The following is a 25,299-nucleotide window of genomic DNA, read 5'->3' as shown; positions in this document are numbered from 1 at the left end:
GTTTCACCTGGGTTGATTGCCGAAAACACAATTAGGTTGGAACAAACAGCAAAATTTGCGCCGGAGCCAATTGGTTCCGTTCCCAATGTACGCCACCCCCGCCGGTATGTCACCGATTTCCATTCCTGACCTCTACGCCCGCTTTCAGCAGTGCCGCAGCGTGAGCACCGACTCGCGCCAGCCCCAGGACCAGACCCTGTTCGTGGCCCTGAACGGTCCTTCCTTCCGCGGCGCCGACTTCGCCCCGCAGGCCCTGGCCCAGGGCGCGCGCTTTGCCGTGGTCGACGACGCCGCCCTGGCCGCCACCGACCCGGCGCGCTACGGCTACGTGCCCGACACCCTGCTGGCCCTGCAAGAGCTGGCCCACCACCACCGCCGGCAGCTGCAATTGCCCGTGGTGGCCGTGACGGGCTCTAACGGCAAAACCACCACCAAGGAACTGCTCAGCGCCGTGCTCGGCCGCCGCTACCGGGTGCAGTACACCCGCGGCAACCTCAACAACCACATCGGCGTGCCGCTGACCTTGCTCACCATCGACCCCAAGGAGCACGACATGGCGGTGGTGGAAATGGGCGCCAACCACCAAGGCGAAATCGACAGCTACTGCCGCTACGCCGAGCCCACCCACGGCCTTATCACCAACATCGGCAAGGCCCACTTGGAGGGCTTCGGCGGGGCCGAGGGCGTGGCCAAAGGCAAGGGCGAGCTGTTTCGCTACCTGGCCGCCACCGGCGGCACGGCCTTCGTCAACACCCAGGACGCGCGCCTGCCCGAAATAGGCCAGCAAGTGCCCGCGCGCGTGACCTACCCGAGCGCCGGCGACACCTACCCGGCCGAGCTGCTCGCGGCCGCCCCGCAGGTGAGCATGCGCCTGTTCGACGGCACGCCGGTGGCGGCCACCATCACCGGAGCCTACAATTTCGTAAACCTGGCCGCCGCCGCCGCCGTGGGGGCGCATTTCGGCGTGCCCTCGGCCGACATTGCCGCCGCCCTGGCCGCCTACGACCCCAAAAACAACCGCTCCCAGCTAGTGCGCACCGAGCGCAACGAGCTGATTCTGGACGCCTACAACGCCAATCCTTCGTCGATGGCCGCCGCCATTGCCAGCCTGGCCGCCCGCCCCGGCGAGGCCGCCCGCAAAGTGGCCATCCTGGCCGATATGTTCGAGCTGGGCGACGAAAGCACCGCCGAGCACCACGCCCTCGGCGACCTGCTGGCCCGGCAGGAATTCGGTCTGGTGCTGCTCATTGGCACCGAAATGCAGCGGGCCCAACGCCCGGGCTTCCGCCACTTCGCCACCAAGGCCCAGGCCGCGCACTGGCTGCGCGAGCATCCGCTCGAAGGCCGCCTCATCCTGGTGAAAGGCTCCCGCGGCATGGGCCTGGAGACCCTGGTCGACACTTTGTGAAGTTGTGAAGGGTGAACTTGTGAATCGGCAGAACGTCAATTCACAAGTTCACCCTTCACAACTTCACCTTTAAAACGGGCTGTCCAGCTCGCTTAGGCGGGGCAGGATTTCGTCCTTGGGCGACACGTTGGGCGTGCCCACGCCCCAGTCGATGGCCAGGTCCAGGTCGTTCCAGAGCAGCCCGCCTTCCGAAGCCGGGTGGTAGTAGTCCGAGCACTTGTAGAGGAAGATGGTGTCGTCGTCGAGGGCGAGGAAGCCGTGGGCGAAGCCGACGGGCACGTAGAGCATGTTGGCGCGCTCGGCCGTGAGCAGGGTGCTGGTGTGCCGGCCGAAAGTGGGCGAGTCGCGGCGGATGTCCACCACCACGTCGAGGGCGCGGCCGCGGGCCACGCGCACCAGCTTGGCCTGGGCGTAGGGCGGGCGCTGAAAGTGCAGGCCGCGCAGCACGCCGGCGGCGGATATGGACTGGTTGTCCTGCACCCAGTTTTCCTCGATGCCGGCTTTGTCGGCCAGCAGCCGGGCGCTAAACGACTCGAAAAACGTACCGCGGGCGTCGCCAAACACGCGCGGCACCAACTCGATAACCCCGTTGATCGGGTGCTGAATTACTTCCATCGGGCAAGTAGGGGGAGAGGCAAGGGGAAGGGCGGCCGAAAACTACGCAGCGGCCGCCCAAGAGGCATTAGCGGCGGCCGATTTCGGCCACGGTACGCAGGTATTTGTCGAGCACCAGCCGCTCGTCGAACTTGGTTTCGGCCAGGCGGCGCGAGGCCTGGCCCATGCGCCGCAGCTCGGCGTCGGGCAGGCCGAGCACCTGCAGCATCTTGGCCGCCAAGTCGTCGGCCGAGCGCACCTGGCAGAGGTAACCGTTGTCGCCGTCGACGACGGTTTCGCGGCAGCCGGGCACGTCGGTGGTGACCAGGGGCTTGCCCAGGGCGGCGGCTTCGAGCAGGGTTTTGGGCGTGCCTTCGCGGTAAGAGGGCAGCACCACGCAGTCGGCCTGCCGGATGTGGGCGGGCACGTCGTCGGAGGTGCCGAGGTACTCCACGTTGCCGGCCTTCATCCACTCGTCGAACACCACGCGCTTCACCCCTACCCCGCCCGACTCATCGATGCCGCCGAGCAGCTGAATGCGGGTGCCGGGCACCGCGGCGCGCACCTGCCGGGCGGCCTCGAAGTATTCCTCCACGCCTTTTTCGTAGAGCACGCGGGCAATCATGAGGAAGACGAAGGGCTCGTGGCGCACGGGCGCGGCGGAGTCGGGCCGGAATTTGTCCACGTCGATGCCGGAGCCGGGCACGAGGTCGGTAATTTCTTTGCGCAGCAGCTTGTGCTGCAGAAACAGCTGCCGGTCGTCGTCGTTCTGGAAAAACACCCGCTTGGGAAACTGGAACGCGAAGCGGTACAGGCCCAGGGCAATCTTGCTCACCATATTCTGTACGATGAACACCGTGCCCAGGCCCGACACGTTGTTGGCGCACGGAATGCCCGCCAGCTTGGCCGCAATGGTGCCGTAGATATTGGGCTTGATGGTGTAGTGCAGGATGACGTCGGGCCGCTCGCGACGGTAAATCTGGTAGAAGCGGCGCGTGAGGGCGGCATCCTTTACCGGGTTGGTGCCCTTGTTTTCCATCAGGATGGGCACGTAGCGGCAGCCCAGCTCGGTTTCCAGCCGCTCGGAATAGGCATCGGGCGGGGCAATGGCCAGCACCTCGTGGCCGGCCTGCTGCAAGGCGCGCACGAGGTTGCGGCGGAAGTTCCAGATGTTCCAGCTGGTATTGATGACGATGGCAACGCGCATAAAAAAGCCGGCGCGGGTTGGGCACCGGTGGTACAAAGGTAGCACGGGCGGCGGGGCTACGCCGCATCCAGAAGGCCGCGGCCGGCCCCACGTGGCGAGTGGGCGCGCGGCCGGGCTAACCCGCGCGCCGCGTGCAGCCGTACTTTTGCCAGCCCGCGTCGGCCCTTCAGCCGGCCTCTGCTTATGAAGCTCCTGCGTTTTCTATTGCTGCCGCTGCTGTTGGGCGGCCTCACGCTGCCGGCCCAGGCCCAGCGCCGCGCCCCCGCCCCCGCGGCCGGCGTGTTTGTGGACAACCAAGGCGTGCTGCGCTGGCAGGATACCAAGCGCGAGGTGGCCCTGTTCGGGGTGAATTACACCGCGCCCTTCGCCCACGCTTACCGAGCCCACCAGGCCGTGGGGGCCGACGTGGAGCAGGCCATACGGCAGGACGTGTACCACCTGACCCGGCTGGGCGTCGACGCCTTCCGCGTGCACGTCTGGGACGTGGAAATCACCGATACGCTGGGCAACCTGCAGCCGAACGAGCACCTGCGCCTGCTCGATTTTCTGTTGGCCGAGCTCAAGCAGCGCGGCATCAAGACCATTCTGACGCCCATTGCCTACTGGAACAACGGCTACCCCGAGCCCGACACCGGCACCGGCTTTTCCAGCATCTACTCCAAGGCCGAGGCCTACGTGAACCCGCGCGCCATTGCGGCCCAGGAGCGGTACCTGACGCAGTTTCTGAACCACCAGAACCCCTACACCAAGCGGCTGCTGCGCGACGACCCGGATATCATTGCCTTCGAGGTGTGCAACGAGCCCCGCTACCACGAGCCCCAGGCGCAGGTGACGGACTTCGCCAACCGCATGGTGCGGGCCATGCGGGCCACTGGCCTGCAAAAGCCCATTTTCTACAACATCGCCGAGAATTTCGCCGTGCACGAGGCCATTCTTGACGCCAACGTGGACGGGCTCACCTTTCAGTGGTACCCGCAGGGCTTGGTGAGCGGGCACGAGCTGCGCGGCAACCTGCTGCCCTACGTCGACCAGTACCCCATTCCGTACCGCAACGACCCGCGCTTCCGGCGCCGGGCCAAGATGGTGTACGAGTTCGAGTCGGCCGACGTGCTGCAGCCCGTCATGTACCCGATGATGGCCCGCAGCTTCCGCGAGGCCGGGTTTCAGTGGGCCACGCAGTTTGCCTACGATCCGCTGGCCATTGCGCCCTTCAACACCGAGTACCAGACGCACTACCTGAACCTGGCCTACACCCCGAGCAAGGCCCTGAGCCTGCTCATTGCCGGCAAAGTGTTCCGCGAGGTGAAGCGCGGGCAGCAGTTCCGCCGCTACCCCGCCGATTCGGTGTTTGGCCCGTTCCGCGTCAGCTACCGCGAGCAGCTGAGCGAAATGAACACCGACGAGGAGTTCTACTACACCAACAACACCCGCACCGCCCCGAAGAAGCCAGCAAAGCTGCAGCACCTGGCCGGCGTGGGCTCCTCCCCGGTGGTTACCTACGCGGGCACCGGCGCCTACTTTCTCGACCGGCTGGCGCCCGGCGTCTGGCGCCTGGAAGTCATGCCCGACGCCGTGCCCCTGCGCGACCCGTTTGAAACGGCTTCGTTGCGCAAGGTGGTGACCAGCATTCAGTGGAACGAGCAGCCGCTGCGCCTGCAGCTGCCTGACTTGGGCGCCGAGTTCAGCCTGCGCGGGGTTAACAAGGGCAACAGCGCCCAACAGCAAGCCCAGGGCGGGGCGCTGGCGGTACGCCCTGGCACCTACCTGCTCACGGCCCGCGGCAAGACAACCGCAAAATGGACTGCCGAAACCCAGCTTGGCGGACTCGGGCTGGCCGAGTTTGTAGCGCCGGCGCCGACGCCCGGGCTGCCCGGCCTCCGGCCCACGCCGCCGGCGCAGGCCGCTGCCGGCCAGCCGCTCCGCCTGCCGGTGCAGGTGGCGGGCGCCGGCCCGCAGGATTCCCTGCTGCTGGTGGCCCAGCACTGGTACGGGCGCACCCGCACCCTACCGATGACGCGCCGCGGCCTCACTACCGCCGAGGCCACGGTGCCGGCCGAGCTGCTCTACCCCGGCCAGCTGCGCTACTGGGTAGTGCTGAAGCGCCCCGGTCAGCGGCCCCTGACCTTCCCCGGCGGCGTGCCGGGCCAGCCCCGCGACTGGGATTTTTACTCCCAAGAGCATTGGGAAGTCCCCATTGTGGCAGCGGGTAGCCCTTTGCCGCTTTACCGGGCCGCCCACGACCAGCGCCGCGTAGAAGTGCGCGGCACCGAAAACGCCTTCTCGGGCTGGGCCGACTACGTGACCACGCCCGCCGGCGAGCTGGCCCTACGCTTGGTGGTGCCCGTACCGAAACCGGGCGCCCGCGCGGCCGAGCCCGCCCCGGCCGTAAGCCTGCGGGCTTACTTTGCCGATCAGCTGGCGGGCAGGGCCGGGGAGCTGGCCAGTGCCAAAGAGCTGCTGGTGCGCGCCCGCACGAGCCAGCCCGGGGCGCGGGTGCAGCTACTGCTCGTCACCAAGGACGCGGCGGCCTACGCCGCCCCGCTCGCGCTGACCACGGACTGGCAAACCGTGCGCATTCCGCTCAGCGCCCTGCAGCCGGCGCCCTTACTCATCACCCCACGCCCCTACCCGGGCTTCCTGCCCCTGCACTTTCAGCCCACCACCCAGCCCGCCCAGCTGCGCCTGGCCGACGCCGAAGTGCTGCAAGTGGTGGTCGACGGGCCGGCTACGGGCAGCCCGCTGCAGGTTGATATCGAATCGGTGCAGCTGCAGTAACCGCCGCCGGCGGGCTGCGCCGGGCCGAAGCCACGGCGTTTGGCCGTACCTTGCTGCTTCGCTCCTCACCCGCCTCACCCCATGCTCACCACCCCCCACCTGCAACTGATTCCCTGCACGCCGGCCCATTTCGAGGCCGCGCTGGCGGGTCACCACGTGCTGGCCGCCGTGCTGGGCGTGGCTGCCGAAGCCGGTTGGCCCGGTTCCGCCGAAGCCCAGGCCGCCCTGGCGCCCGGCTACCAGCACCTGCGCCGCGACCCGTCGCTGCAGCCCTGGTGGATTTACTTGCTGGTGCACCGCGAGGCCCGGCAGCTCATCGGCCTGGCCGGCTTCAAAGGCCGCCCCGACGAGCAGGGCGCGGTGGAAATCGGCTACAGCGTGGCCGAAGCCTTCCGCGGGCAGGGCCTGGCCACCGAGGCCGCCCGGGCCCTGGTGCAGTACGCCTTGGCGCAGCCCGCCGTGCGCCGCGTGACGGCCCTGACCCAGCCCCGGCGCAACGCCTCCTGCCGGGTGCTGGAAAAAGCCGGCCTCGCCTACGAAGGCCCGGTGCTCGACCCGAACTGGGGCGAGGTGTGGCAATGGGGCCGCCTGCGCCCGGCCGCCGCGCCGGTGGCGGCCGGGCTGCGCGCCGCCGGCCTAGCCTTGGTGCTGGCCCTGCTGGGCAGCTGCGGCCGCGAAACCGAAAAACCCGCCGCGGCGCCACCGGCCGCCGCCCCCGAAGCCCCGGCCGTGGTGGACGCCGGGCAAGCGCTTTTCGAGCAAAACTGCGCCCTCTGCCACGGTCCCGACGGCAAGCGCGGCCTCAACGGCGCCCACGACCTGACCAAGAGCAACCTCAACCAGATGGGCCGGGCGTACATGGTCACGCACGGCATGGGCAAGATGCCCGCGTTCCAGGGCCAGCTCACGCCCGAGCAAATCGAGCAGGTGGCCGCCTACAGCCTCACGCTGAAGTAGGCACGGGCGCCGGCGGCCGCGCTTCATCCCCGCCGTAGATTTGCCGTATGTTGTCAGCGGAAGCCGGTTTCGGCGGGCTTCCGCCCGGGCGCGGCCTGCGGCCGCCGGCCACGCCGCCCGGGCCACCACTCCCACCCCATTGTATCAGCCGGCCCGTGTCGGCTGCGACCTTACTCCTGACTACTTCCTTATGGCAAACCGCCCCGCTTCCAAACGCCGCCAGAACAGCACCCGCCACCCCGGCGCCGTCGATTCGGTGAAGGGCCGCGCCGGCCGCATTCTGGCCAAGGGCAACAAAGACGCCACCTACGAAACTTCGCTGGAGCAGGAAACCGCCGTGTTGGTGGCCGTGCCCGACAAGCGCCAGGACGACGCGCTGACCACCGAATACCTCGACGAACTGGCCTTCCTGACCGAAACGGCCGGCACCGTGCCCACCAAACGCTTCATCCAGAAGCTGGAAAAGCCCGACCTGCGCACCTTCGTCGGCTCGGGTAAGCTGGAAGAAATCCGCGCCTACGTGCAGCACCACGGCAGCAGCGTGGTCATTTTCGACGACGACCTGTCGCCCTCGCAGCTGCGCAACCTGGAGGCCGAACTGAAGGTCAAAATCCTCGACCGCACCCTGCTCATCCTCGACATCTTCGCCTCGCGCGCCAAAACGGCCACTTCCCGCACCCAGGTGGAACTGGCCCAGTACCAATACCTGCTCCCGCGCCTCACCGGCCTCTGGAGTCACTTGGACAAGCAGCGCGGCGGCGTGGGCATGCGCGGTCCGGGCGAACGGGAAATCGAGACGGACCGCCGCGTGGTGCGCGACCGGATCAGCCTGCTCAAGGACCAGCTCCAGGAATTCGACAAGCAAAGCCAGACCCAGCGCAAGGCCCGCACCGGCATTTTGCGCGTGGCCTTGGTGGGCTACACCAACGTGGGCAAAAGCACGCTGATGAACCTGCTGGCCCGCACCGACGTGTTTGCCGAAAACAAGCTCTTCGCTACCCTCGACTCGACGGTGCGCAAAGTGGTGCTCGACAACGTGCCCTTCCTCTTGTCCGACACCGTCGGGTTTATCCGCAAGCTGCCCACCCGCCTGATCGAGAGCTTTAAGTCGACCCTGGACGAAATCCGCGAAGCCGACCTGCTGCTGCACGTGGTTGACATCTCGCACCCCATGTTCGAGGAACACATTCAGGTGGTCAACGACACGCTCAAGGACATCGGCGCGGCCGAAAAGCCCACGCTGCTGGTGTTCAACAAAATCGACCAGTACCAGACCGACGTGGACCCGGCCGCCCACCTGCACGCCGTGGAGCCCGACCACGCCGAGGACCTGCACCACGCCGACGACGTGCAACAGCGCCCCACGCTGGAGCAGTTGCAGGCCTCCTACATGGCCCGCCTGCACGACCCGGTCATTTTCATTTCGGCCCAGGAGCGGCAGAACATCGACGAGCTGCGCAGCATGATTTCGCGCCGCCTGCGCGCCATCTACGAGCAGCAGTACCCCGGCCACCCGCCGTTCCCGGATTTATCGGCCTACAGTGCCGAGGAATAGGCTTGCGCTTATCCGTACAAAATCCTGTTTTTATCGAGAGCCTGTCCCCTGGTCAGGCTCTTCTTTTTGCCCTATTCAGCTTCTATTGACATTTTATTTTCCTCGCTCATAAACACATAGTATTTGCCTAATTTAAAATTTAGCAACCATTTTTTTGCTTTTATGTAAAGCTATTCGTCTATTACAAGACAATTTTCGCCAACACAACCACCAAACCCCAGTATGAAGAAAACGTTCTACGCCCTAACATTTGGTCTGAGCTTTGCCGCCCTGTTGCCCGCCACGGCACAGGATGCCGGCCGCGCCGTAGTACCATCGGTGCAACCCCAGATGGAGACGCCCGGCCGTCAGTGTGCCTCGATGGAAGTGCTAGCCGCCCAGATGGCCGCCGACCCGGCCATGAGCCAGCGCATGGCCGCTATCGAAGCCCAGACCCGCAACTTCGTTGCTAACCCCACCATGAACCGCACCAACGCGGTAGTGACCATCCCGGTGGTGGTGCACGTGGTGTATAACACCAGCGCCCAAAACGTGCCCCAGTCGCAGATTGACGCGCAGATTGCTCAGCTCAACCAGGACTACGCCAAGCTGAATGCGGACGTGGCCAACACGCCCGCCCTCTACGCCGGCCTAGCCGCCAACACCAACATCCAGTTTGTGCTGGCCAAGCGCGACCCCAACGGTGCCAATACCACCGGCGTGGTGCGCAAGCAAACCAAAACCCGCTCGTTCAGCTCGAACGACTTCGTGAAGTACTCCAGCAAAGGCGGCGACGACGCGTGGCCGGCTGATAAGTATTTGAACCTGTGGCTGTGCAACCTGGGCCAGGGCCTGCTGGGCTACGCGCAGTTTCCCGGCGGCGCCGCGGCTACCGACGGCGTAGTGGTGCTTTACTCGTCGGTGCCCGGCGGCTCGGCGACCAACTACAACAAAGGCCGCACCGCGACCCACGAAATCGGCCACTGGCTGAACCTGCGCCACATCTGGGGCGACGCCACCTGCGGCAACGACCTCGTGTCGGACACGCCGACCCAGCAAACCAGCAACGGCGGCTGCCCGGCTTTCCCGCACGTGACCTGCAGCAACCAGGGCGACATGTCGATGAACTACATGGACTACACCTACGACCAGTGCATGTACATGTTCACCACCGGCCAGTCGTCGCGCATGAACGCGCTGTTCGGCGCCGGCGGCGCCCGCGCCTCGCTGCTGACCTCGACCGGCGGCACGGCTCCGCGCACCATGCTGGCTTCGTACTCGCTGTACCCCAATCCGGCTTCGACGACGCTGACCCTGACCGACGCCGTGGGCGCGCGCACCGCCAACGCCAGCGTGGAAGTGTATGACATCCACGGCCAGCTGATGAAAGCCGCCCGCTACAACGCCGCCACCGGCCAACTCGACGTGCAGGGCCTGAACAAAGGCTTGTACCGCGTGGCCATCAACGACGGCCAGCAAACGGTGCAGAAGAGCTTCATGAAGGAATAGGCTCAATGCCCCGACCAATCTTGCCAAAAGCGCCCTTCCCAGCCGGGAAGGGCGCTTTTTTGCTTTCCCGGCAAATTGTACTCATCCGATAAAACCACCGGTGCGCAACTCATACCGATACCTACATTGGTTGTGGAAATTATTCATAATAAGAACGATAACGGCGCCATTTTCAAACATTTTTTCAACAAACACTTGTTAGCAAGGTAAATATTTCAATACTTGCCGCCCCGACTTTCAAAAAGTCCTAACGCCCCTCTTTTTCCACAACCAACCCCTTTTTCATGAAAAAAACCCTTTACGCTGCATTGGCGTGCATGGGCTTGCTGACTTCCGCCGCCCAGGCGCAGTCGCTCCGCAAGTGCGCCACCGTTGACAACTTCGAAGCGCAACTCGCCGCCGACCCCACGCTGGCCGGGCGCCGCGCCGCCATCGAGTCGCAGACGCAGGCGTTCCTGGCCAACAAGGGCAACGTCGCCCAGCGCACCAACGCGGTGGTGACCATCCCGGTGGTGGTGCACGTGCTCTACAACACCACGGCGCAGAACATTTCCGACGCCCAGATTCAGTCGCAGATTGACGTGCTGAACCAGGACTACAGCAAAACCAACACCGACTACACTAAGACCCCGTCGGCGTTTGCCGGGCTGGTGGCCAACGTCGGCGTGCAATTCGTGCTGGCCAAGCAGACGCCCACCGGCGCTGCTACCACCGGCATCGAGCGGAAGCAAACCTCCACCACCTCGTGGGGCACCAACGACGCGATGAAGAAGGCTAGCACCGGCGGCCTTGACGCGTGGAATTCCAGCAAGTACCTGAACCTGTGGGTGTGCAACCTCTCGGGCGGCGTGCTGGGCTACGCGCAGTTTCCCGGCGGCGCGGCCGCTACCGATGGCGTGGTGATTCTGACCACGGCCTTCGGCAAAGGCGGTTCGGCCGTGGCGCCCTTCAACCTGGGCCGCACCGCGACCCACGAAGTAGGCCACTGGCTGAACCTGAACCACATCTGGGGCGACGACGGCACGGCTTGCACCGGCACCGACAACGTATCGGACACGCCCAACCAGGCCGACGAAAACTACGGCACGCCGACCTACCCGAACCCCTCGTGCTCGAACACCAGCGACATGTTCATGAACTACATGGACTACGTGGACGACGCGGCCATGTACATGTTCTCGACGGGCCAGTCCTCGCGCATGAACGCGCTGTTTGCCTCGGGCGGCGCCCGGGTGGGCCTGCTAACCTCGGCCGGCGGCACGGCTCCCGGCGGCGGTGGCACGCCCACTCCGGTATCGTACTGTGCCTCCAAGGGCAGCAGCGTAAGCTACGAGTGGATTGACCTGGTGCAGCTGGGCTCCATCAACCGCAGCTCGGGCGCCAACGCCGGCTACTACGACGGCACGGCCCTGGGCACCACGGTGGCGGCCGGCTCGGCCCAAACCATCTACTACTCGGCCGGCTACTCCAGCACGGCTTACACCGAGTACTGGAAGGTGTACATCGACTACAACCAAAACGGCGTGTTCACCGACGCCGGGGAGCTGGTGGCCAGCCGCAGCAGCAGCGCCAGCACCACGCTGAGCAGCGCCTTCACGGTGCCGAGCACGGCCAAAAACGGCACCACCCGCATGCGCGTAGTAATGAGCGACAACTCGGCCACGACCAGCTGCGGCTCTTACAGCTACGGCGAAACCGAGGACTACGCCATCACCATCTCGGGTGGCCTGCGCACCGCCGAATCGGCCAAGGCCGCGGTAGCCGACTACAAGCTGTTCCCGAACCCGACCAGCGACGTGCTGAACCTGGTGCTGCCGGCCGAGCACAAAGCCGCCGATGTGCAGGTGGAGGTATTCGACGCCCGCGGCGCCAGCATGAAGCAGGTGCGCTACGACGGCTCGGGCCTGCTGGAAGTGCAGCAGCTGCCGGCCGGCGTGTACACCCTGCGCCTGACCGACGGCGGCACGGTGGTGCACCAGCGCTTCGTGAAGCAATAATTCCTGCCCGGCAGGCCCGCGGCGCCCCGGCGCCGCCGTCACACTTACCACGTTCAAACCCGCTCCGCCCCTGGTGGAGCGGGTTTTATTTTGGCCCCTGCCGAGCAGATAACCATTTTTGACGGGCTTCAGTAAAGAAGCCCGCCACCCCTACTCCCCCCTCTTCCCATGAAAATCCTGTACCTGATGCGCCACGCCAAGTCGAGCTGGAACTTCGACGGGCTCAGCGACAAAGAACGCCCCCTCAACAACCGCGGCCGCGCCGACGCCCCCCAAATGGGCCAGGCCCTGGCCGAGCGCAATATTCAGCTGGATTTGCTGGTGAGCAGCCCGGCCGTGCGGGCCCTGAGCACCGCCGCCCTGGTGGCCAAGGAGCTGAACTACCCACCCGAAGGCATTCAGGTACTCGACGCCATCTACGAAGCCGACCTGGACCGCTTGGTCGGTGTGGTGCACGAGCTGCCCGAAGAGGCCGGCAGCGTACTGCTGGTGGGCCACAACCCCACCATGACCGACGCGGTGAATTACCTCTCGCCGAGCGCCGTGCACGAAATGGCCACGGCCGCCGTGGTGTGCCTGCACTTCCAGACCGACCGGTGGGCCGACGTCCAGCGCAGCAACGCCGAACTGTACTTCGTGGACTCGCCGAAAAACCACGAAGAGTAACCCAGGGCGAATTTGTGAAATTGTGAGTGGTGCATCTGCTAGCCCGGACTCCGTACACGGCTTCACATCTTCCCCGACTCCCTTTGCCCCATGCCGCACGACGCCCCCACACCGCCGCCGTCCGCCGAGCCGACGCTGCTTAACCGCGAGCAAAGCTGGCTCACCTTCAACGCCCGCGTACTGCAGGAGGCCCAGAACCCCGAGGTACCTTTGCTGGAGCGCCTAAAGTTTCTGGCCATTTTTTCCTCCAACCTCGACGAGTATTTCAAAGTGCGCGTGGCCACGCTGCGCCGCCTGCAGAACCTCAAGCGCAAAACCCGCGCAAAGCTCGGCGACGACCCGGCCGAGCAGCTGCAGCAGGTGCTGGCCGAAGTGGGCCGGCAACAGGAGGTATTCGGCGACACGTTTCGCAACCAGATCCTGCCCGAGCTGCACCGCCAGCACATTCACCTCGTCACGGAGCACGACCTGAGCGCCGAGCAGCGGCAGTGGGTGCAGGAGTATTTCCGCGCCCGGGTGCAGGATTTGCTCTCCCCCATCGTGCTCGACGACAACCTGCACCACCTGTTCCTTAAAGACCAGGTCACCTACCTGGTGGTGTACCTGACCGGGCACGTGAAGGGCAAAAAGGACGCGGACGAGGAGCGCGTGCTGGTACTGGAGCTGCCCACCAAGCGCCACGGCGGCCGGTTCGTGCAATTGCCCGACCAAGGCGCGGAGCACTACGTGATGTTTCTCGACGACGTGGTGCGCTGCTGCGCCCACGAGCTGTTTCCGAAGTACCAGACGGTGGAAGTGAGCAGCATCAAGATGTCGCGCGACGCGGAGTTGGACATCCAGGAAGAGGTGTCGGGCAACCTGCTGGCCAAAATCAAGAGCAGCCTGCAAAAGCGCGAAACCGGCTACCCCGCGCGCCTGCTCTACGACCCGACCATGCCCAAGCCGGCGCTGCGGGCCGTGATGCAGAAAACCGGTATCGGCAAGGACGAACTGGTGGAAGGCAGCCGCTACCACAACTTCCGCGACTTTTTCGGCTTTCCGGGCTTCGGGCTCAAGGAGCTGCAGTACCCGCCGCAAAACGCCCTGCCCCATCCCTCGCTGCCGCGCGCCAAGGAAGAGAGCTTGCTGGCCGCCGTGGCCCAGCACGACCACCTCATCCACTACCCCTACCAGTCGTTCGACTACGTCACGCGCCTGATCAAAGAGGCGGCCAAGGACCCGGCCGTAACCGAGGTGAGCATCACGCTCTACCGCGTGGCCGGCAAAAGCGAGGTGGCCAAAGCCTTGCTGAAAGCCGCCAAAAACGGCAAGCGCGTGACCGTGGTGGTGGAGCTAAAAGCCCGCTTCGACGAGGAATCCAACATCCGCTGGGCCGAAAAATTGGAGCGCGCCGGCGCGGTGGTCATCTACGGGGTGCCCGAGCTGAAGGTGCACGCCAAGCTGCTGCTCATCACGCGGCAGGAGGACGGCGCCCCGCGGCACTACGCCTACCTGAGCACCGGCAACTTCAACGAGGACACCTCCCACGTGTACGCCGACCACGGCCTCTTCACGGCCGACGAGCGGCTGACCACCGAGGTGGCCCGCATCTTCGACTTCTTCCGCTCCCGCGAAACGCCCGCGCCCTTCGGGCACCTGCTGGTGGCGCCGTTCGAGCTGCGCCAGCGCCTGAATCATCTCATCGACGTGGAAATCGAGCACGCCCGCGCGGGCCAGGAGGCCTACATCATCTTGAAGCTGAACGCGCTGCAGGACGAGGGCATGATCCGCAAGCTTTACGAGGCCAGCCAGGCCGGCGTGCGGGTGGAGCTGCTCATTCGCGGCATATCGTGCCTGATACCGGGCGCAGCGGGTCAGAGCGAAAACATTCAGCAGCGCGGCCTTGTCGACCGCTACCTGGAGCACGCCCGGGTGTACGTGTTCGGCAACGGCGGGCAGGAGCGCATCTACGTGGCCTCGGCCGACTGGATGTCGCGCAACCTCGACCGGCGCGTGGAAGTGGCCTTTCCCCTCTACGACCCCGACGTGCGCCGCGAGGTGCGCCACCTGCTCGATCTGCAGCGCCAGGACAACCAAAAGTCGCGCGACTGGCAAAACCAGTACCTGCGCGACGGCGCCGAGGAAAAGCCCGTGCGGGCCCAGCAGGCCACCTACGAGTACCTGCGCAAAAAGCGCCGCAAGTAGCCAAGCTCCCGCCGGCCCACCCCGCTGTCATTGCGAGGAGGCATGGCGGGTTCGGGAAGCAGTCATTGCGAGCAACGCGACGCAATCCTTCCTCCAGTAACAACGCCGCCCCAATACCTACTGCCCGAAAACCACCCCGCCCGGAACTGGCATCTGCAGTTTCGGGCGGGGTTATTTTCGCTTCTGCCGTTGGGCCGTCGTGCCGCGAGGGGAAGGATTGCGTCGCGTTGCTTGCAATGACGGCGGGGTGAGCCGGCAGCTTATTTGCTGGCGGTTTTGTTCAGGAACTTGCGCGGAGGCACCAGAAACAGTTCGAAGGCGGCGTAGGGGGCGCCACCCAGGGTGTTGTCGAGCAGCAGCGGGCGCGGGCTCTTGCGCAGCAGGCCTAGGCCTTTGTTGTTGGCTTCGTCGAGGGCGTTGAAGGACACGTTGTAGCGGTAGCCGGCCTCCAGCCCGAACCAGAGGAAATCGTAAATCTCCCGCTCCAGGCGTACCCGCGGCTTGAGCTCGGTTTCGCGCAGGATGAGGGTTTGTTGCCCGTTCTGCAGCGGTTCGCGCAGCTTGATGTTGTAGTTGTAGCCGTCGACGGTGTAGCCGGCGAAAAGCAGGGTGCTGCGGGTGGCGTTGTAGCGGAACGACACGCGGGCCGGAAACAGCGCCTCCACGCCCCAGCGCGGGTTAAACGTGCGGTTGTAAAGGATGACCGGGTAAATGCTCTGCCGCCCGAAGGTGTAGCCCAGCTGCCCGCCGATGCCCCAGGCAAAGTTGGGGGAGCGTTTCCAGCCGTAGATAAACTCGCCCGACATCTTCAGGTAGTCGTGCACGTCCAGCTCGCTGGAGGTGTAGTCGCCGTTCAGCTCGCCCTTGATGCGGGCAATGTACCAGTGCACCTGGTCCACGGGTCGGATGACAGCCAACTGCGCCCCGATGACCTTCAGCCCCTTCTCTTCTAGGTTGCGGTAGAACGTGCTGCCCTCCGGGCTCTTGAAGTTGAACTCCTCCCGGTCGTAGTTCAGGCCGAGAATCATCTTCAGGTGCGGGTGGTTGATCAACGGCGCGTACGCCTTGATGTAGGCCCGCGCATTCTTGGTGACGTTGGTGCTGGCCCGGCCTTCGGGCTCCCGGTCGCGCAGCTTGGAGTTGATGGAAAAGTTGCCGAGCCGCTCGTAGTGGGCCACCACGCCCTTGCTCGGGCCGCTGCCCAGCACCGAGGGCACGGCAAACTCCTGGCTCTGCCCGACCTGGTCGGTGCGGGCCGTGTCGGTCGACAGCGGGGCGGGGGGCGGGTACACCGGTGTGCGCACCGGCTCCCCGCCTTTGCGCGGGGGCTGGTCCTGGGCCTGCGCGACCGAAAAGCCCAGCAACAGCAGGGAAAAGCTCAAGCCAAGGCGCCACGTGAGCGACGGGGTAGTAGTATTCATTGGGGCGAGTGCGACAAAGGGTAAGACAACCGGGAACGGTGCTGGTCTAAACGCAAACGCGCCGAAAAGGCTACACCGGCCGCGGTGATGTAAATCAGGCGCCAACAAAAAGCCGCTGCCCCTTTCGGAGCAGCGGCCGTTTTGCCGTTCGCGGGTTCCATCCACCCTAGTATTTCACGAAGCGGCGGGTCAAGGGCTGGCCGTTGGCGGCCTGCACCTTCACTAGGTACGTGCCGGCGGGCAGCGTGCGCACGTCGAAAGCCGTGCTGAGCGAGCCTGCCAGTTTGCCTTGCAGCACCAGCGCGCCGGTTGCGCTGTACACCGTCACCTGGCTGGCCTCGGTGGCGCCGGCCAAGCGGATGTTCAGCGTTTCCGAAGCCGGGTTCGGGAACAACGTCAGCTCCACGGTGCCGGCTTTGTCGAAGCTCACCACGCGGGCGTCCGAAGCCGTGGTCGTGCCGTCGGTATCCACTTGCTGCAGGCGGTAGTACACCTTGCCCGCCAGGCGCGAAGCCCCGGCGTCGGTGAAGCTGTACTGCTGCTGCACCGTGCTGGTGCCGTGGCCGCTCACTTGGCCCACTTTCTCGAAGTGCAGCCCGTCGATGGAGCGCTCCACGTCGAAGTGGTCGTTGTTCTTCTCCTGGGCCGTCTTCCAGGTCAGCAGAGCCGCGTCGCCTTGGGCTTTGGCCGTAAACTCAACCAGCGTCACCGGCAGCGGGCCGAAGCCGATGCTGATGCTCACCTGCTGGGTGTTGGTGCCGCCGTTGGCGTCCAGCGTGGTGATTGTCAGCGAGTAGCTGCCGCCGCGCAGCAGGTTGCGGTCCGTCACCCGGATTTCGCCCGTGGTCGTGTTCAGGGCCAGGCCCAGGCTGCTGAGCAGCGAGGTACCCGCCGCGTCGGTCGTGGTCAAACGCACGCCGGTGTCGGCACCCGAAATCAGCGTGCCGTTGGCGACGGCCGTGTTGTAGAGCGCGCCGCTGCTGGTGTAGCGGAAGCTGTTGGCGTCGATCAGGTAGCCGATCAGGTCGCCGTTGGCGTAGTTGCTGGCCGAGCCCCCGCGGTTCGGGGCGCTGACGTAGGCCGAGTTGACGTCCTGGCCCACGGCGATGGTGTAGATAGCCGTGTTCGAGGTAGCCGGGGCGGTGGCGTTGTCGGTAGCCGTGTAGGTGAAGAAGGCGTTGCCGACAAAGTTGGTCACCGGGTCGAAGCGCAGGGTGCTGATCTGGGCGGCCGTCAGCGTCTGCCCGTTGGTGATGGGCGAGCCGGTGCCGGTGCCGAGGTACAGAATACCGGCGGCCGTAGCGGGCAGCGAGGTAATCGTGTAGGTCAGCGTGTTGTTGTCGGCATCGGTAGCCACCAGCGGCGAGATGAGCAGCGGAGCCGCCGTGTTGGCCTCGGGCGTCTGCAGGGCATTCACCACGTTGTAGGCCACCGGGGCGCGGTTGAGCGAGGTGCTCACGCTGGCGGTGTTGTTGCTGCCGTCGTCGCCGACCGCGTTGCCGGGCGTCAGGGCCGCCGATACCGTGTAAGCCGTGCTCGGAGCCGTAAACGACACGTAGTTGGTCACTTCACCCGCGGCGCCGCTCGGCTGGTTGCTGATGGCCGGGAAGGTGATGGTGATGAACCCGCCCGAAGCAGCCGACTGCGTGCTGCCGGCGGGCACCACGATGTTGGTGGCCGTATCGGGGATGCGCACCGTTTGCGTCGACGAAGCCGCCGACACGCCGTTGTTCAGGGTCGTCACGGCGTAGGTTACCGTGGCGCCGGGCTGCGTGGTGCTCGGGCCGCTAATGCCCGTGGCCACGTCGGCCGAGGGGGCCACCGTCACCGTCAGGCTGGCGGCGTTGTTGGTCAGGTTGCTTTCCGGCGTCGTCGCCGAGGAAATGAAGGACGTAGCCGTGAACGAGCTCAGGTTGGCCGGGGCGTTGAACACCACCTGGTAGCCGGGCAGCGCCGCGTTGCCGTTCAGGGTGCCGGGGCTATTCCAGGTCACCAAGCCGGTCGTGTTGTTGTAGCTGCCGCCCGTGCCGCCGCTTACCACCACGGTACCCAGGCCGGCCGGCAATTGCAGCGCCAGCGCTACGTTGGCCGCCGGGTCCGAACCCACCGCGTTGGTGAAGCCGGTAGCAATGGTCACCTGCCCGTTGGGGCTGGTTTGCGTCGTCGAAGCGGCGATGGTAGTGCCCAGGTTGGCCGTGCCGGTACCCGGCGTAGCCCCCGTCGTCACTACCGAGGCAAAGTTGTTGTCGAGGTTGGCTTCGGCCGAGGCCGCGCCGGCCTTGGCCAAGCCGTTGACGCTGCTCGCGTCGGGCATGATGAAGGTGGCCGTGTTGGTCACCGCCGCGCCGCTAGCCAGCGCCGTTACGGTGCCGAAGGTCACCAGACCCGAGGCGTTGTCGTAGCTACCGCCGGGCACGATTACCGTACCGCCCGCATTCAGGCCGGCCGGCAGTTGCAGCGTAGGCACTACCGACGTAGCCGTCGAAGGACCGTTGTTGGTGGTCGTCGTGGTGTACGTCACCGCGCTGCCCACGCCGGCCGTGCTCGGGCCGCTGATGCTCTCTACCAGGTCCGCCGTCTGCTGCACCGTCGTGGCCACCGTGGCGGCGTTGTTGGTCAGCACCGTTTCGGGCGTGGTGGTGCTCACGTTGGCTACGGCCGAGTAGTTCGTAGCGCCGGTGGGCACGGTAAAGCTGATGGAATTGGTCTGGGTGGTGCCCTTGCTCAGCGGGCTGCCGAAGCTGAAGGTCACCAGGCCGGTGGTGGCGTTGTAGGTGCCGCCGTTGCTTACCGTCACGCCCGTCAGGCCGGCCGGCAGGCTCACCGTCTGCACCACGCCCACGGCCGGAGCCTCCCCGAGGCTGCTGGTCGTCACGGTGTAGCTGGCCGTCTGGCCGGGCACTACCGTGGTCGGACCGGCCAGCGTGGTGGCCACGTTGGCCACCGGGGCCACTTCCACTTTGATCTGGGCCAGGTTGTCGGCCGGCACCAGGTCGGTGGCCGCCGTCATCACCGTGGCCGAGGCCAGCACGAAGCCTTGGGCCGGCGCCGTGAAGGTCACCGTGGCCGAGGCGCTACCGGCCGGGGCCAGGTCGCCAAACGAGGTGAAGGTCACCAGGCCGGTGGTGGCGTTGTAGGTGCCGCCGTTGCTCACCGTCACGCCCGCCAGGCCGGCCGGCAGTTGCAGGGTTTCCGTCACCGCGGTAGCCGTGGCCGGGCCGGCGTTGTTGGCCGTCACGGTCAGCGTCACCGAGGTATTCGGGGCCACGTTGGTAGCCGAGCTGCTGATGCTGGTGTACACGTTTACCTGCGAGGCGCTCGGGGCGCTGGTGGCCACCGTGGCCGTGCTGCCCAGGCCGTTCAGGTAGGCCGTGTTGTTGTTCGTGCCCACCGAGGGCGAGTTCAGGTCACCGGCGTTGTCGCTGCTGGCGCCGGCCGTTACCGTGGCCGAAGGCACGGTGAAGTTGGCCGCCGGAGCCGCGAAGCTGATGCTGTTGACCACCGTCTGGCCCACCGGCAGCGAGCTGATGGCCGGGAAGGTCACTTTGCCGTCGTTCGAGTTGTAGGTGCCGCCGTTCGAGGCGAAGACGCCCGTCAGGCCGGTCGTCAGCTGCACCACCTGCACCACGTTGGCCGCCGGCGACGCCGAGCCCGCGGTGGTGCTCAGGTTGCTGGTCGTCACCGTGTAGGTGATTTCGTTGCCGCGCACCACGCCCGTGGCCGGGCCCGTGATGGTTGTGGCCACGTCGTAGCGCGGGTTGATGGTCACCGTCGTGGCCACCGAGTTGTTGGCCGTGTTGGTTTCCGTCACGGCGCCGCTGATGGTGGCCGTAGCCGTTACCGGGCCGGTGCCGGGCATGGCCGATACGGCCACGTTGTAGGTCTGCGAGGAGCTAGCCGCCAGCGTACCCACCGGAATGGTCACCACGCCGGTCGTGTTGTCGTAGCTGGCCGCGGCGAAGTTCTGCCCGCCCGTGATGGTCACGGTGCCGCCGTTGGTCGTCAGGCCGGCCGGCAGCTGCAGGGTTTCCACCACCGTGCTGGCCGCCGTGGCGGTGCCGTTGGTAGCCACCACCGTGTAGGTCAGGGCGGCGCCGGCGTTAATGGCCGTGTTGTTGGCCGGGGCCGAAATCGTGGTCGAGAGGTCGATGCTGGGCGTACGCACTTCCACCGAGATGAACGCGGTGTTGGACGACACGCCCGAGGTGTTGTTCACCGTGTAGGGCACCGTGGCAATGCCGGTGAAGCCCGCCGTCGGCGTGAACTGCACCTGGCCGTTGCTCAGGAACTGGAACGTACCGCCCGTCACGGCTACGGCCGTGGTGCTGCCGGCCGCTAGGCCGTTCAGGGCCACCGTGGCCGCGTCGATGCTGTTCAGGTCGTTGCTGGTCACCGTCAGCGTCACGGGCGTGGCGGGAGCCGTCACGGCCGCGTCGTTAGTGGCCACCGGGGCGCTGAGCACCGGCGAGTTGCCCGAGAATTCCGAGGTGCCGTAGTTGCCGCCGGTGTTCGTGCTCAGCGTGCTCAGGGCCGTCAGCTGGGCACCCGAGGTCGTCAGGGCCGTGCGCAGGGCCGAGGAAAGCGACGACAGCGCGATGCTCACCGTGAAGCGGTTCGTGTTGTCGGTGCCTTGGTTGCGGCCGTTGATCAGGCCCGAGTAGGTGCCGGTGCCGGTATTGGTGTCGGCCGACGAGCCCTCCACGAAGGTGGTGAAGTAGGTTTGGCCTTCGCCGAAGCCGGTAGCGTCGGGGTCCGCCACGTACAACTCCACCGTCACGCCCGGGCGGGCAAAGCCTTCCACAATCAGGTTGCCGTTGCGGATGGTCGAGGAGCTGATGATCGGGAAGTTGATCAGGCCGTTGGCGGCGGCCGTGTTGGCGTCCGCGTCGCCCGAGTCATTCAGCGTCACGCCGTCCCCGTCGTTGTTGGTAGTCGTCGTCAGGTCGATGCCCAGGTTGCCGTTGGCCGAGAAGCTGTTTTGCGAGAAAACGTTGTTGCTGCCGTTGTTGGCCGAAATACCGTCGCCGATGTTGCCGGTAAAGGTGTTGCCCGAGATGTTGTTGTTCGAGCTGCCGTCGCGCAGGCCGATGCCGGCCGTCTGGCCGTTGCTGGAGCTTTGGCCGTTGCGGGCAAACACGTTGCCCGTAATGGTGTTGCCGTTGCTCTGGCCGCTGATGAAGTCGATGCCGTAGCCGGCGTTGTTCAGGAACTGGTTGCCGGTGATGGTGTTGTTCGACGAAGCCGTCATCTCAATACCATCCGAGTTACTGGCCAGGGCGTTGCGCGAGATGTTGCCGGTCACGGTGGCCCCGCCCACGTTGTTGAGGCGGAAGTTGGCCCCGTTCGCGTAGAACGTGTTGTTCTGAATGATGGCGTTGGTAGCGCCGGCATCGACGCGCAGCGCCGCCGTGCCCGAACCACCGCTCGTGTTGGCGTTGGTGAAGCCCAGGCTGATGACGCGGGTGCTGGCGCCGGTCGTGGCGAAGCCGTCGGTGCCGCCGAAGTTGATAACCACTTCCGGCCCGGTCGACTCGCTGCCGGTCGTCGTAACGGCGGCGTTGGAGTCGCTCACGTTGCTGGTTTGCGTCGTGCCGTTCAGCGCGGTGCTGGCGTCGGTGATGGTGGTCAGCGCCGTGCTCAGGGTGATGGTGGCCGCGCCGTTGGTCAGTTGGTTGGTCAGGCCGCTGCGCAGGCCGTTGTGGACCGCGCCGTCCGAAATCATGAAGAGGCTGGTTTCCACGCCCGCCGTCAGGCCGGCTTGGGCCAGGCTGGTGTTGGCCAGGGCGTTGCTGTTCTGGATGAACTGGCGCAGCGAGCCTTGCCCGGCGTCGTTGGTGTTAACCACGACGTCGAAGTTGAAGCCGAAGTCAATGCCCGTCAGGCCAGCGGCCGGCACGGTCACCGCTTTGATGGATTGCGCCGTGGTAGCCGTAGCACCCGAGCCCGCCGTCAGCGAGGTCAGGGTGGCCGAGGTCGTGTTGGCGCCGGCGTCGATGCGGGTCGGGTTTTCGCCGCCCACGCGGTTCACGTCGCCGTTCACGAAGGTCTGCACGGCCGAGGTGTTGGCAGCCGTGAAGCCCGAGTTCAGGGTACGAGCGGGCGTCACCGTGCCGTTCACCACGCGCACCGTGTAAGTCGCCGCCGCCGGCACGTTGAAGGAGTACTGGCCCGAGGCGTTGCTGGTGGTCGAGGCCACGTAGTTGCCGCTGGCGTCGTAGAGTTCCACGGTGGCGTTGGGGCGCAGGATGGCGCCGCTGGCGAAGCCCGAGGCCGTAGCCGCCGAGTTGGCCGTGGCGTAGTCGCGGCCGGCGCCGCCGCCGTAGTTCACGTCGTCGAAGATGTTACCGCTCAGCACGATGGGCGTCACGTTCAGCGTCCGCGTCTGCGAATCGTTGCTGGTCGCGCCGTTCTGGCTGGTCGTGGTCGTGGTCAACGCCGTCAGCTGGGGCGAGCCGCTGGCCGGGGCCACGATGCTGAAGTTGTAGCTCGCCGAGGTGCCGGTGGCAAACGTGCCGCCGGGGTAGGTAATCGTCCAGCCCGCGGCTTGCGAGCCAGTGACCGTAGCGCCCGTGGCCGATACGCTCGGCACGCCGGCCGGCACGGTTACCACGCGGGTTACGCCGTCGGCCGACGACGGCCCGTTGTTGCCAAACTGCACCGTGTAGTTGACGGTGGTGCCGGCCGTAGCCGTGGTCGACGTCGTGGCGGGCGTCGTAAACTGCGCGTACACGTCGGCAATCGGCGTCACGTTCAGCGTTACCGTCGAAGCGTCAGCGGCCGTGTTCAGGCCCTGGCTGGTCGTGGTGCTCGTGGCGCTGCTCGCCGATACACTGGTTACGGCCAGCGGCGTCAGGGTAAAGTTGTAGCTCACGGAGTTACCCGAAACCACGTTGCTGCCGGCCGGGAAGGTGATGGTCCAGCCCGTGGCCTGGCTGCCCGACACCGACGTGGCGCTGGGCGCCGACACGGCCGAAACCGTGTTGGCCGGAATCGTCACCGTGCGCGTGGTGCTGGCCGCCGTAGAGGGGCCGTTGTTGGTGTAGGTAGCCGTGTAGTTGCCGGATACCACGCCGGCCAAGAGGCTACCGGGGCCCGTCAGGGTCGTGGTCACGTCGGCCACGGCGCCCACCGTGTAGCTCACCGCCGAGGTGTTGGGCGCGGTGTTGGTGCCTTCGCTGGTGGTGGTGCTGGTGGCGCTGGTGATGTTGATGCTGGTGCCGCTGGTTAGCAGGCCGGGCGTTACCTTGAAGGTGTAGCTCACCGCGCCGCTGGCGCCGGCCGCTACGTTGCTGCCGGCCGGGAAGGTGATGGTCCAGCCCGTGGCCTGGCTGCCCGACACCGACGTGGCGCTGGGCGCCGACACGGCCGAAACCGTGTTGGCCGGAATGGTTACCGTGCGCGTGGTGCTGGCCGCCGTCGAGGGGCCGTTGTTGGTGTAGGTAGCCGTGTAGTCGCCCGACTGCAGGCCGGCCGAAAGGCTGCCCGGGCCCGTCAGGGTCGTGGTCACGTCCGCAATCTGCGTAACGTTCAGCGCCACCGAAGCCGCATCGGCTCCGGTGTTGGCTCCTTGGTCGGTCGTGGTCGACGTTGCGCTGCTGACCGTAATGCTGCTCACGTTGGGCAGCGGCGTCAGGTTGAAGGTGTAGGAGGAAGCCGCGGCGCTGGCAAGAATCGTTCCGCCGGGGTAGGTAATCGTCCAGCCCGCGGCTTGCGAGCCGGATACCGTGCCGCCGCTTACCGGCGTCACCGCCGAAGCCACGTTGGCCGGAATCGTCACCGTACGCGTCACGGACGAGGCATCGTCCGGGCCGTTGTTGTCGAAGGTCACGGTGTAGTTGCCCGACGCCTGGCCCGCCGTCAGCGAGGCCGGCCCCGCCAGCGTGGTCACCACGTCTGCCTCGGCGCACCAGCTCATGGCCGGAATGGTCAGCACCTGCTTGGACGGGTCGTTGCCGCTGGCTGCGGTGGTCGTGTTGCGGTACGTCAGTACTACTTTTTGAACCGCCTGCGAAAACGTAATGATCAGGTTGGCGCCGGCCAGGTCGTCGCTGGTGGCGGCGTTTTCCCCGGTGCCGGTAAACACGTTGCTGCCGCTGTACACGTTGTCCCCGTTCGGGCCCAAGGCGTAGTCGGAGCTGGTGAGCGTGATGGGGGTCGTGGCAGCGGTGGTGGAGTAGCCATTCACCGTGAGCTGGTCAATCCAGCCGTTGGTGGTGGTGATGGAGCCGACGTCCAAGTCGCCCACCGTCATGGAGAAGTTCTTAACCGGCCGGCTGAAGGTCAGCGTAATGCTAGAGGCATTGGCGGTGGTGCTTTCGGAGCTGTAGTCAGCCGACCAGGTCAGGGCCTTGCCGGGCATCGTCAGGTCGTCGGTAACGCTGAGCGACGTGGTGCCGTTCGCGCTGGTGGCCTGGGTGAAGGCGGAAGCCGTGAGGGTCGTTCCGCCAACGGTGATGCTGGGATACGTCGGCCCCTGCCAGCTTTCGTTGGCGCGGTCGAACAGGTTCAGCGGGGAAGTAACATTGCAGGCCGTTTTCGCCACGGAAATGCCGTACGAAGCCGCGGTGCTGGTGCCGCCGGTACCCGTGGCGGTGTACTTGAAAAAGTACGTGCCAAAAAAGGTGGTTGCCGGGTTGAATTGGATGCTACCGGCATCGGCTAGTGCTACGGTGCGCGGTACCGCCGTTACCTGGGTCCCGTTCACCCACAGCGTGCCTTGCGCCGCGGTGGGCAGGGGCCCGGTGATGGTGTAGGAGGTAACCGTCCCGGAGCTAACTGCCAAGGGCAGACCCAACGTCACGCGGCCGCTGTTGGGATTGAGTATCTGCGCCGACTGGTCTTTGGGGGCAGGTTGCGCCCAAGCCCCAGTCGCTAAAAGTACCCAACCCAGCAGCAGAAATGCTACTCGTAAGGTTGTTCTCATGAAGGTATGATTGATGGATGGAAAAGCGCTTAAAAGCTTGTTCTCACAGCTTTGGAGCAACAAAACTATTTGGAGCCCCAGGCAGAGTCTGGCGGTTTTCGGTCAACAGCAGGTTTTGCTGGCT

The 25,299-nt window shown here is 65.8% G+C and carries 12 protein-coding genes; 8 read left to right on the top strand and 4 right to left on the bottom strand.

The window, feature by feature from the left end:
• The first annotated feature begins 106 nt into the window (after positions 1-106).
• Complete coding sequence (locus LJ737_RS05690; RefSeq protein WP_227763616.1) at positions 107-1,408, top strand: UDP-N-acetylmuramoyl-tripeptide--D-alanyl-D-alanine ligase; 1,302 nt, start codon at positions 107-109, stop codon at positions 1,406-1,408.
• A gap of 69 nt (positions 1,409-1,477) precedes the next feature.
• Here the strand turns inward: LJ737_RS05690 and rfbC are convergent, their stop codons facing one another.
• A complete protein-coding gene (gene rfbC / locus LJ737_RS05685; RefSeq protein WP_227763614.1) occupies positions 1,478-2,023 on the bottom strand; it encodes a dTDP-4-dehydrorhamnose 3,5-epimerase in 546 nt (181 codons plus the stop codon).
• A 67-nt stretch (positions 2,024-2,090) separates the two neighbouring features.
• On the bottom strand, positions 2,091-3,209 hold the full coding sequence (locus tag LJ737_RS05680; protein ID WP_227763613.1) for a glycosyltransferase family 4 protein: 1,119 nt from the start codon (positions 3,207-3,209) through the stop codon (positions 2,091-2,093).
• A 183-nt stretch (positions 3,210-3,392) separates the two neighbouring features.
• Between LJ737_RS05680 and LJ737_RS05675 the strand changes: the two genes are divergently transcribed.
• The 7 genes from LJ737_RS05675 to ppk1 all read left to right on the top strand — a co-directional run bounded on the left by LJ737_RS05675 (position 3,393) and on the right by ppk1 (position 14,831).
• The gene (locus tag LJ737_RS05675; RefSeq protein WP_227763612.1) at positions 3,393-5,984 is read left to right on the top strand and encodes a cellulase family glycosylhydrolase; all 2,592 of its coding nucleotides are present in this window, start codon (positions 3,393-3,395) and stop codon (positions 5,982-5,984) included.
• A gap of 81 nt (positions 5,985-6,065) precedes the next feature.
• Entirely contained in the window at positions 6,066-6,941 is an 876-nt protein-coding gene (locus tag LJ737_RS05670) for a GNAT family N-acetyltransferase (RefSeq protein ID WP_227763611.1), read from the top strand.
• Positions 6,942-7,131: 190 nt separating this feature from the next.
• On the top strand, positions 7,132-8,496 hold the full coding sequence (gene hflX / locus LJ737_RS05665; protein ID WP_227763610.1) for a GTPase HflX: 1,365 nt from the start codon (positions 7,132-7,134) through the stop codon (positions 8,494-8,496).
• 222 nt (positions 8,497-8,718) lie between these two features.
• A complete protein-coding gene (locus LJ737_RS05660) occupies positions 8,719-9,984 on the top strand; it encodes a M43 family zinc metalloprotease (protein WP_227763609.1) in 1,266 nt (421 codons plus the stop codon).
• Between the two features lie 284 nt (positions 9,985-10,268).
• Complete coding sequence (locus LJ737_RS05655; RefSeq protein WP_227763608.1) at positions 10,269-11,981, top strand: GEVED domain-containing protein; 1,713 nt, start codon at positions 10,269-10,271, stop codon at positions 11,979-11,981.
• 168 nt (positions 11,982-12,149) lie between these two features.
• The gene (locus tag LJ737_RS05650) at positions 12,150-12,647 is read left to right on the top strand and encodes a SixA phosphatase family protein (RefSeq protein WP_227763607.1); all 498 of its coding nucleotides are present in this window, start codon (positions 12,150-12,152) and stop codon (positions 12,645-12,647) included.
• 90 nt (positions 12,648-12,737) lie between these two features.
• Positions 12,738-14,831 (top strand): polyphosphate kinase 1, encoded by a 2,094-nt coding sequence (gene ppk1 / locus LJ737_RS05645; RefSeq protein WP_227763606.1) that lies wholly within the window; start codon positions 12,738-12,740, stop codon positions 14,829-14,831.
• Positions 14,832-15,091: 260 nt separating this feature from the next.
• Here ppk1 and LJ737_RS05640 read toward each other — a convergent pair whose 3' ends face one another.
• Positions 15,092-16,252: a DUF6268 family outer membrane beta-barrel protein gene (locus LJ737_RS05640; RefSeq protein ID WP_227763605.1), complete on the bottom strand. Its 1,161-nt coding sequence runs from the start codon at positions 16,250-16,252 to the stop codon at positions 15,092-15,094.
• 166 nt (positions 16,253-16,418) lie between these two features.
• Positions 16,419-25,175, bottom strand: a complete 8,757-nt coding sequence (locus LJ737_RS05635) for a T9SS type A sorting domain-containing protein (RefSeq protein ID WP_227763604.1) — start codon at positions 25,173-25,175, stop codon at positions 16,419-16,421.
• Positions 25,176-25,299 lie beyond the last annotated feature (124 nt).

This window comes from Hymenobacter sp. 15J16-1T3B (genome assembly GCF_020711235.1).
Taxonomy (GTDB): domain Bacteria; phylum Bacteroidota; class Bacteroidia; order Cytophagales; family Hymenobacteraceae; genus Solirubrum.
Note: the sequence above shows the minus strand (reverse complement) of the source record. Positions and strands in the feature narration are given on the sequence as shown.

Coding starts and splice junctions, on each gene's coding strand:
- LJ737_RS05690 (WP_227763616.1), top strand. CDS start 107: ATGTCACCGATTTCCATTCCTGACCTCTACGCCCGCTTTCAGCAGTGC.
- rfbC (WP_227763614.1), bottom strand. CDS start 2,023: ATGGAAGTAATTCAGCACCCGATCAACGGGGTTATCGAGTTGGTGCCG.
- LJ737_RS05680 (WP_227763613.1), bottom strand. CDS start 3,209: ATGCGCGTTGCCATCGTCATCAATACCAGCTGGAACATCTGGAACTTC.
- LJ737_RS05675 (WP_227763612.1), top strand. CDS start 3,393: ATGAAGCTCCTGCGTTTTCTATTGCTGCCGCTGCTGTTGGGCGGCCTC.
- LJ737_RS05670 (WP_227763611.1), top strand. CDS start 6,066: ATGCTCACCACCCCCCACCTGCAACTGATTCCCTGCACGCCGGCCCAT.
- hflX (WP_227763610.1), top strand. CDS start 7,132: ATGGCAAACCGCCCCGCTTCCAAACGCCGCCAGAACAGCACCCGCCAC.
- LJ737_RS05660 (WP_227763609.1), top strand. CDS start 8,719: ATGAAGAAAACGTTCTACGCCCTAACATTTGGTCTGAGCTTTGCCGCC.
- LJ737_RS05655 (WP_227763608.1), top strand. CDS start 10,269: ATGAAAAAAACCCTTTACGCTGCATTGGCGTGCATGGGCTTGCTGACT.
- LJ737_RS05650 (WP_227763607.1), top strand. CDS start 12,150: ATGAAAATCCTGTACCTGATGCGCCACGCCAAGTCGAGCTGGAACTTC.
- ppk1 (WP_227763606.1), top strand. CDS start 12,738: ATGCCGCACGACGCCCCCACACCGCCGCCGTCCGCCGAGCCGACGCTG.
- LJ737_RS05640 (WP_227763605.1), bottom strand. CDS start 16,252: ATGAATACTACTACCCCGTCGCTCACGTGGCGCCTTGGCTTGAGCTTT.
- LJ737_RS05635 (WP_227763604.1), bottom strand. CDS start 25,175: ATGAGAACAACCTTACGAGTAGCATTTCTGCTGCTGGGTTGGGTACTT.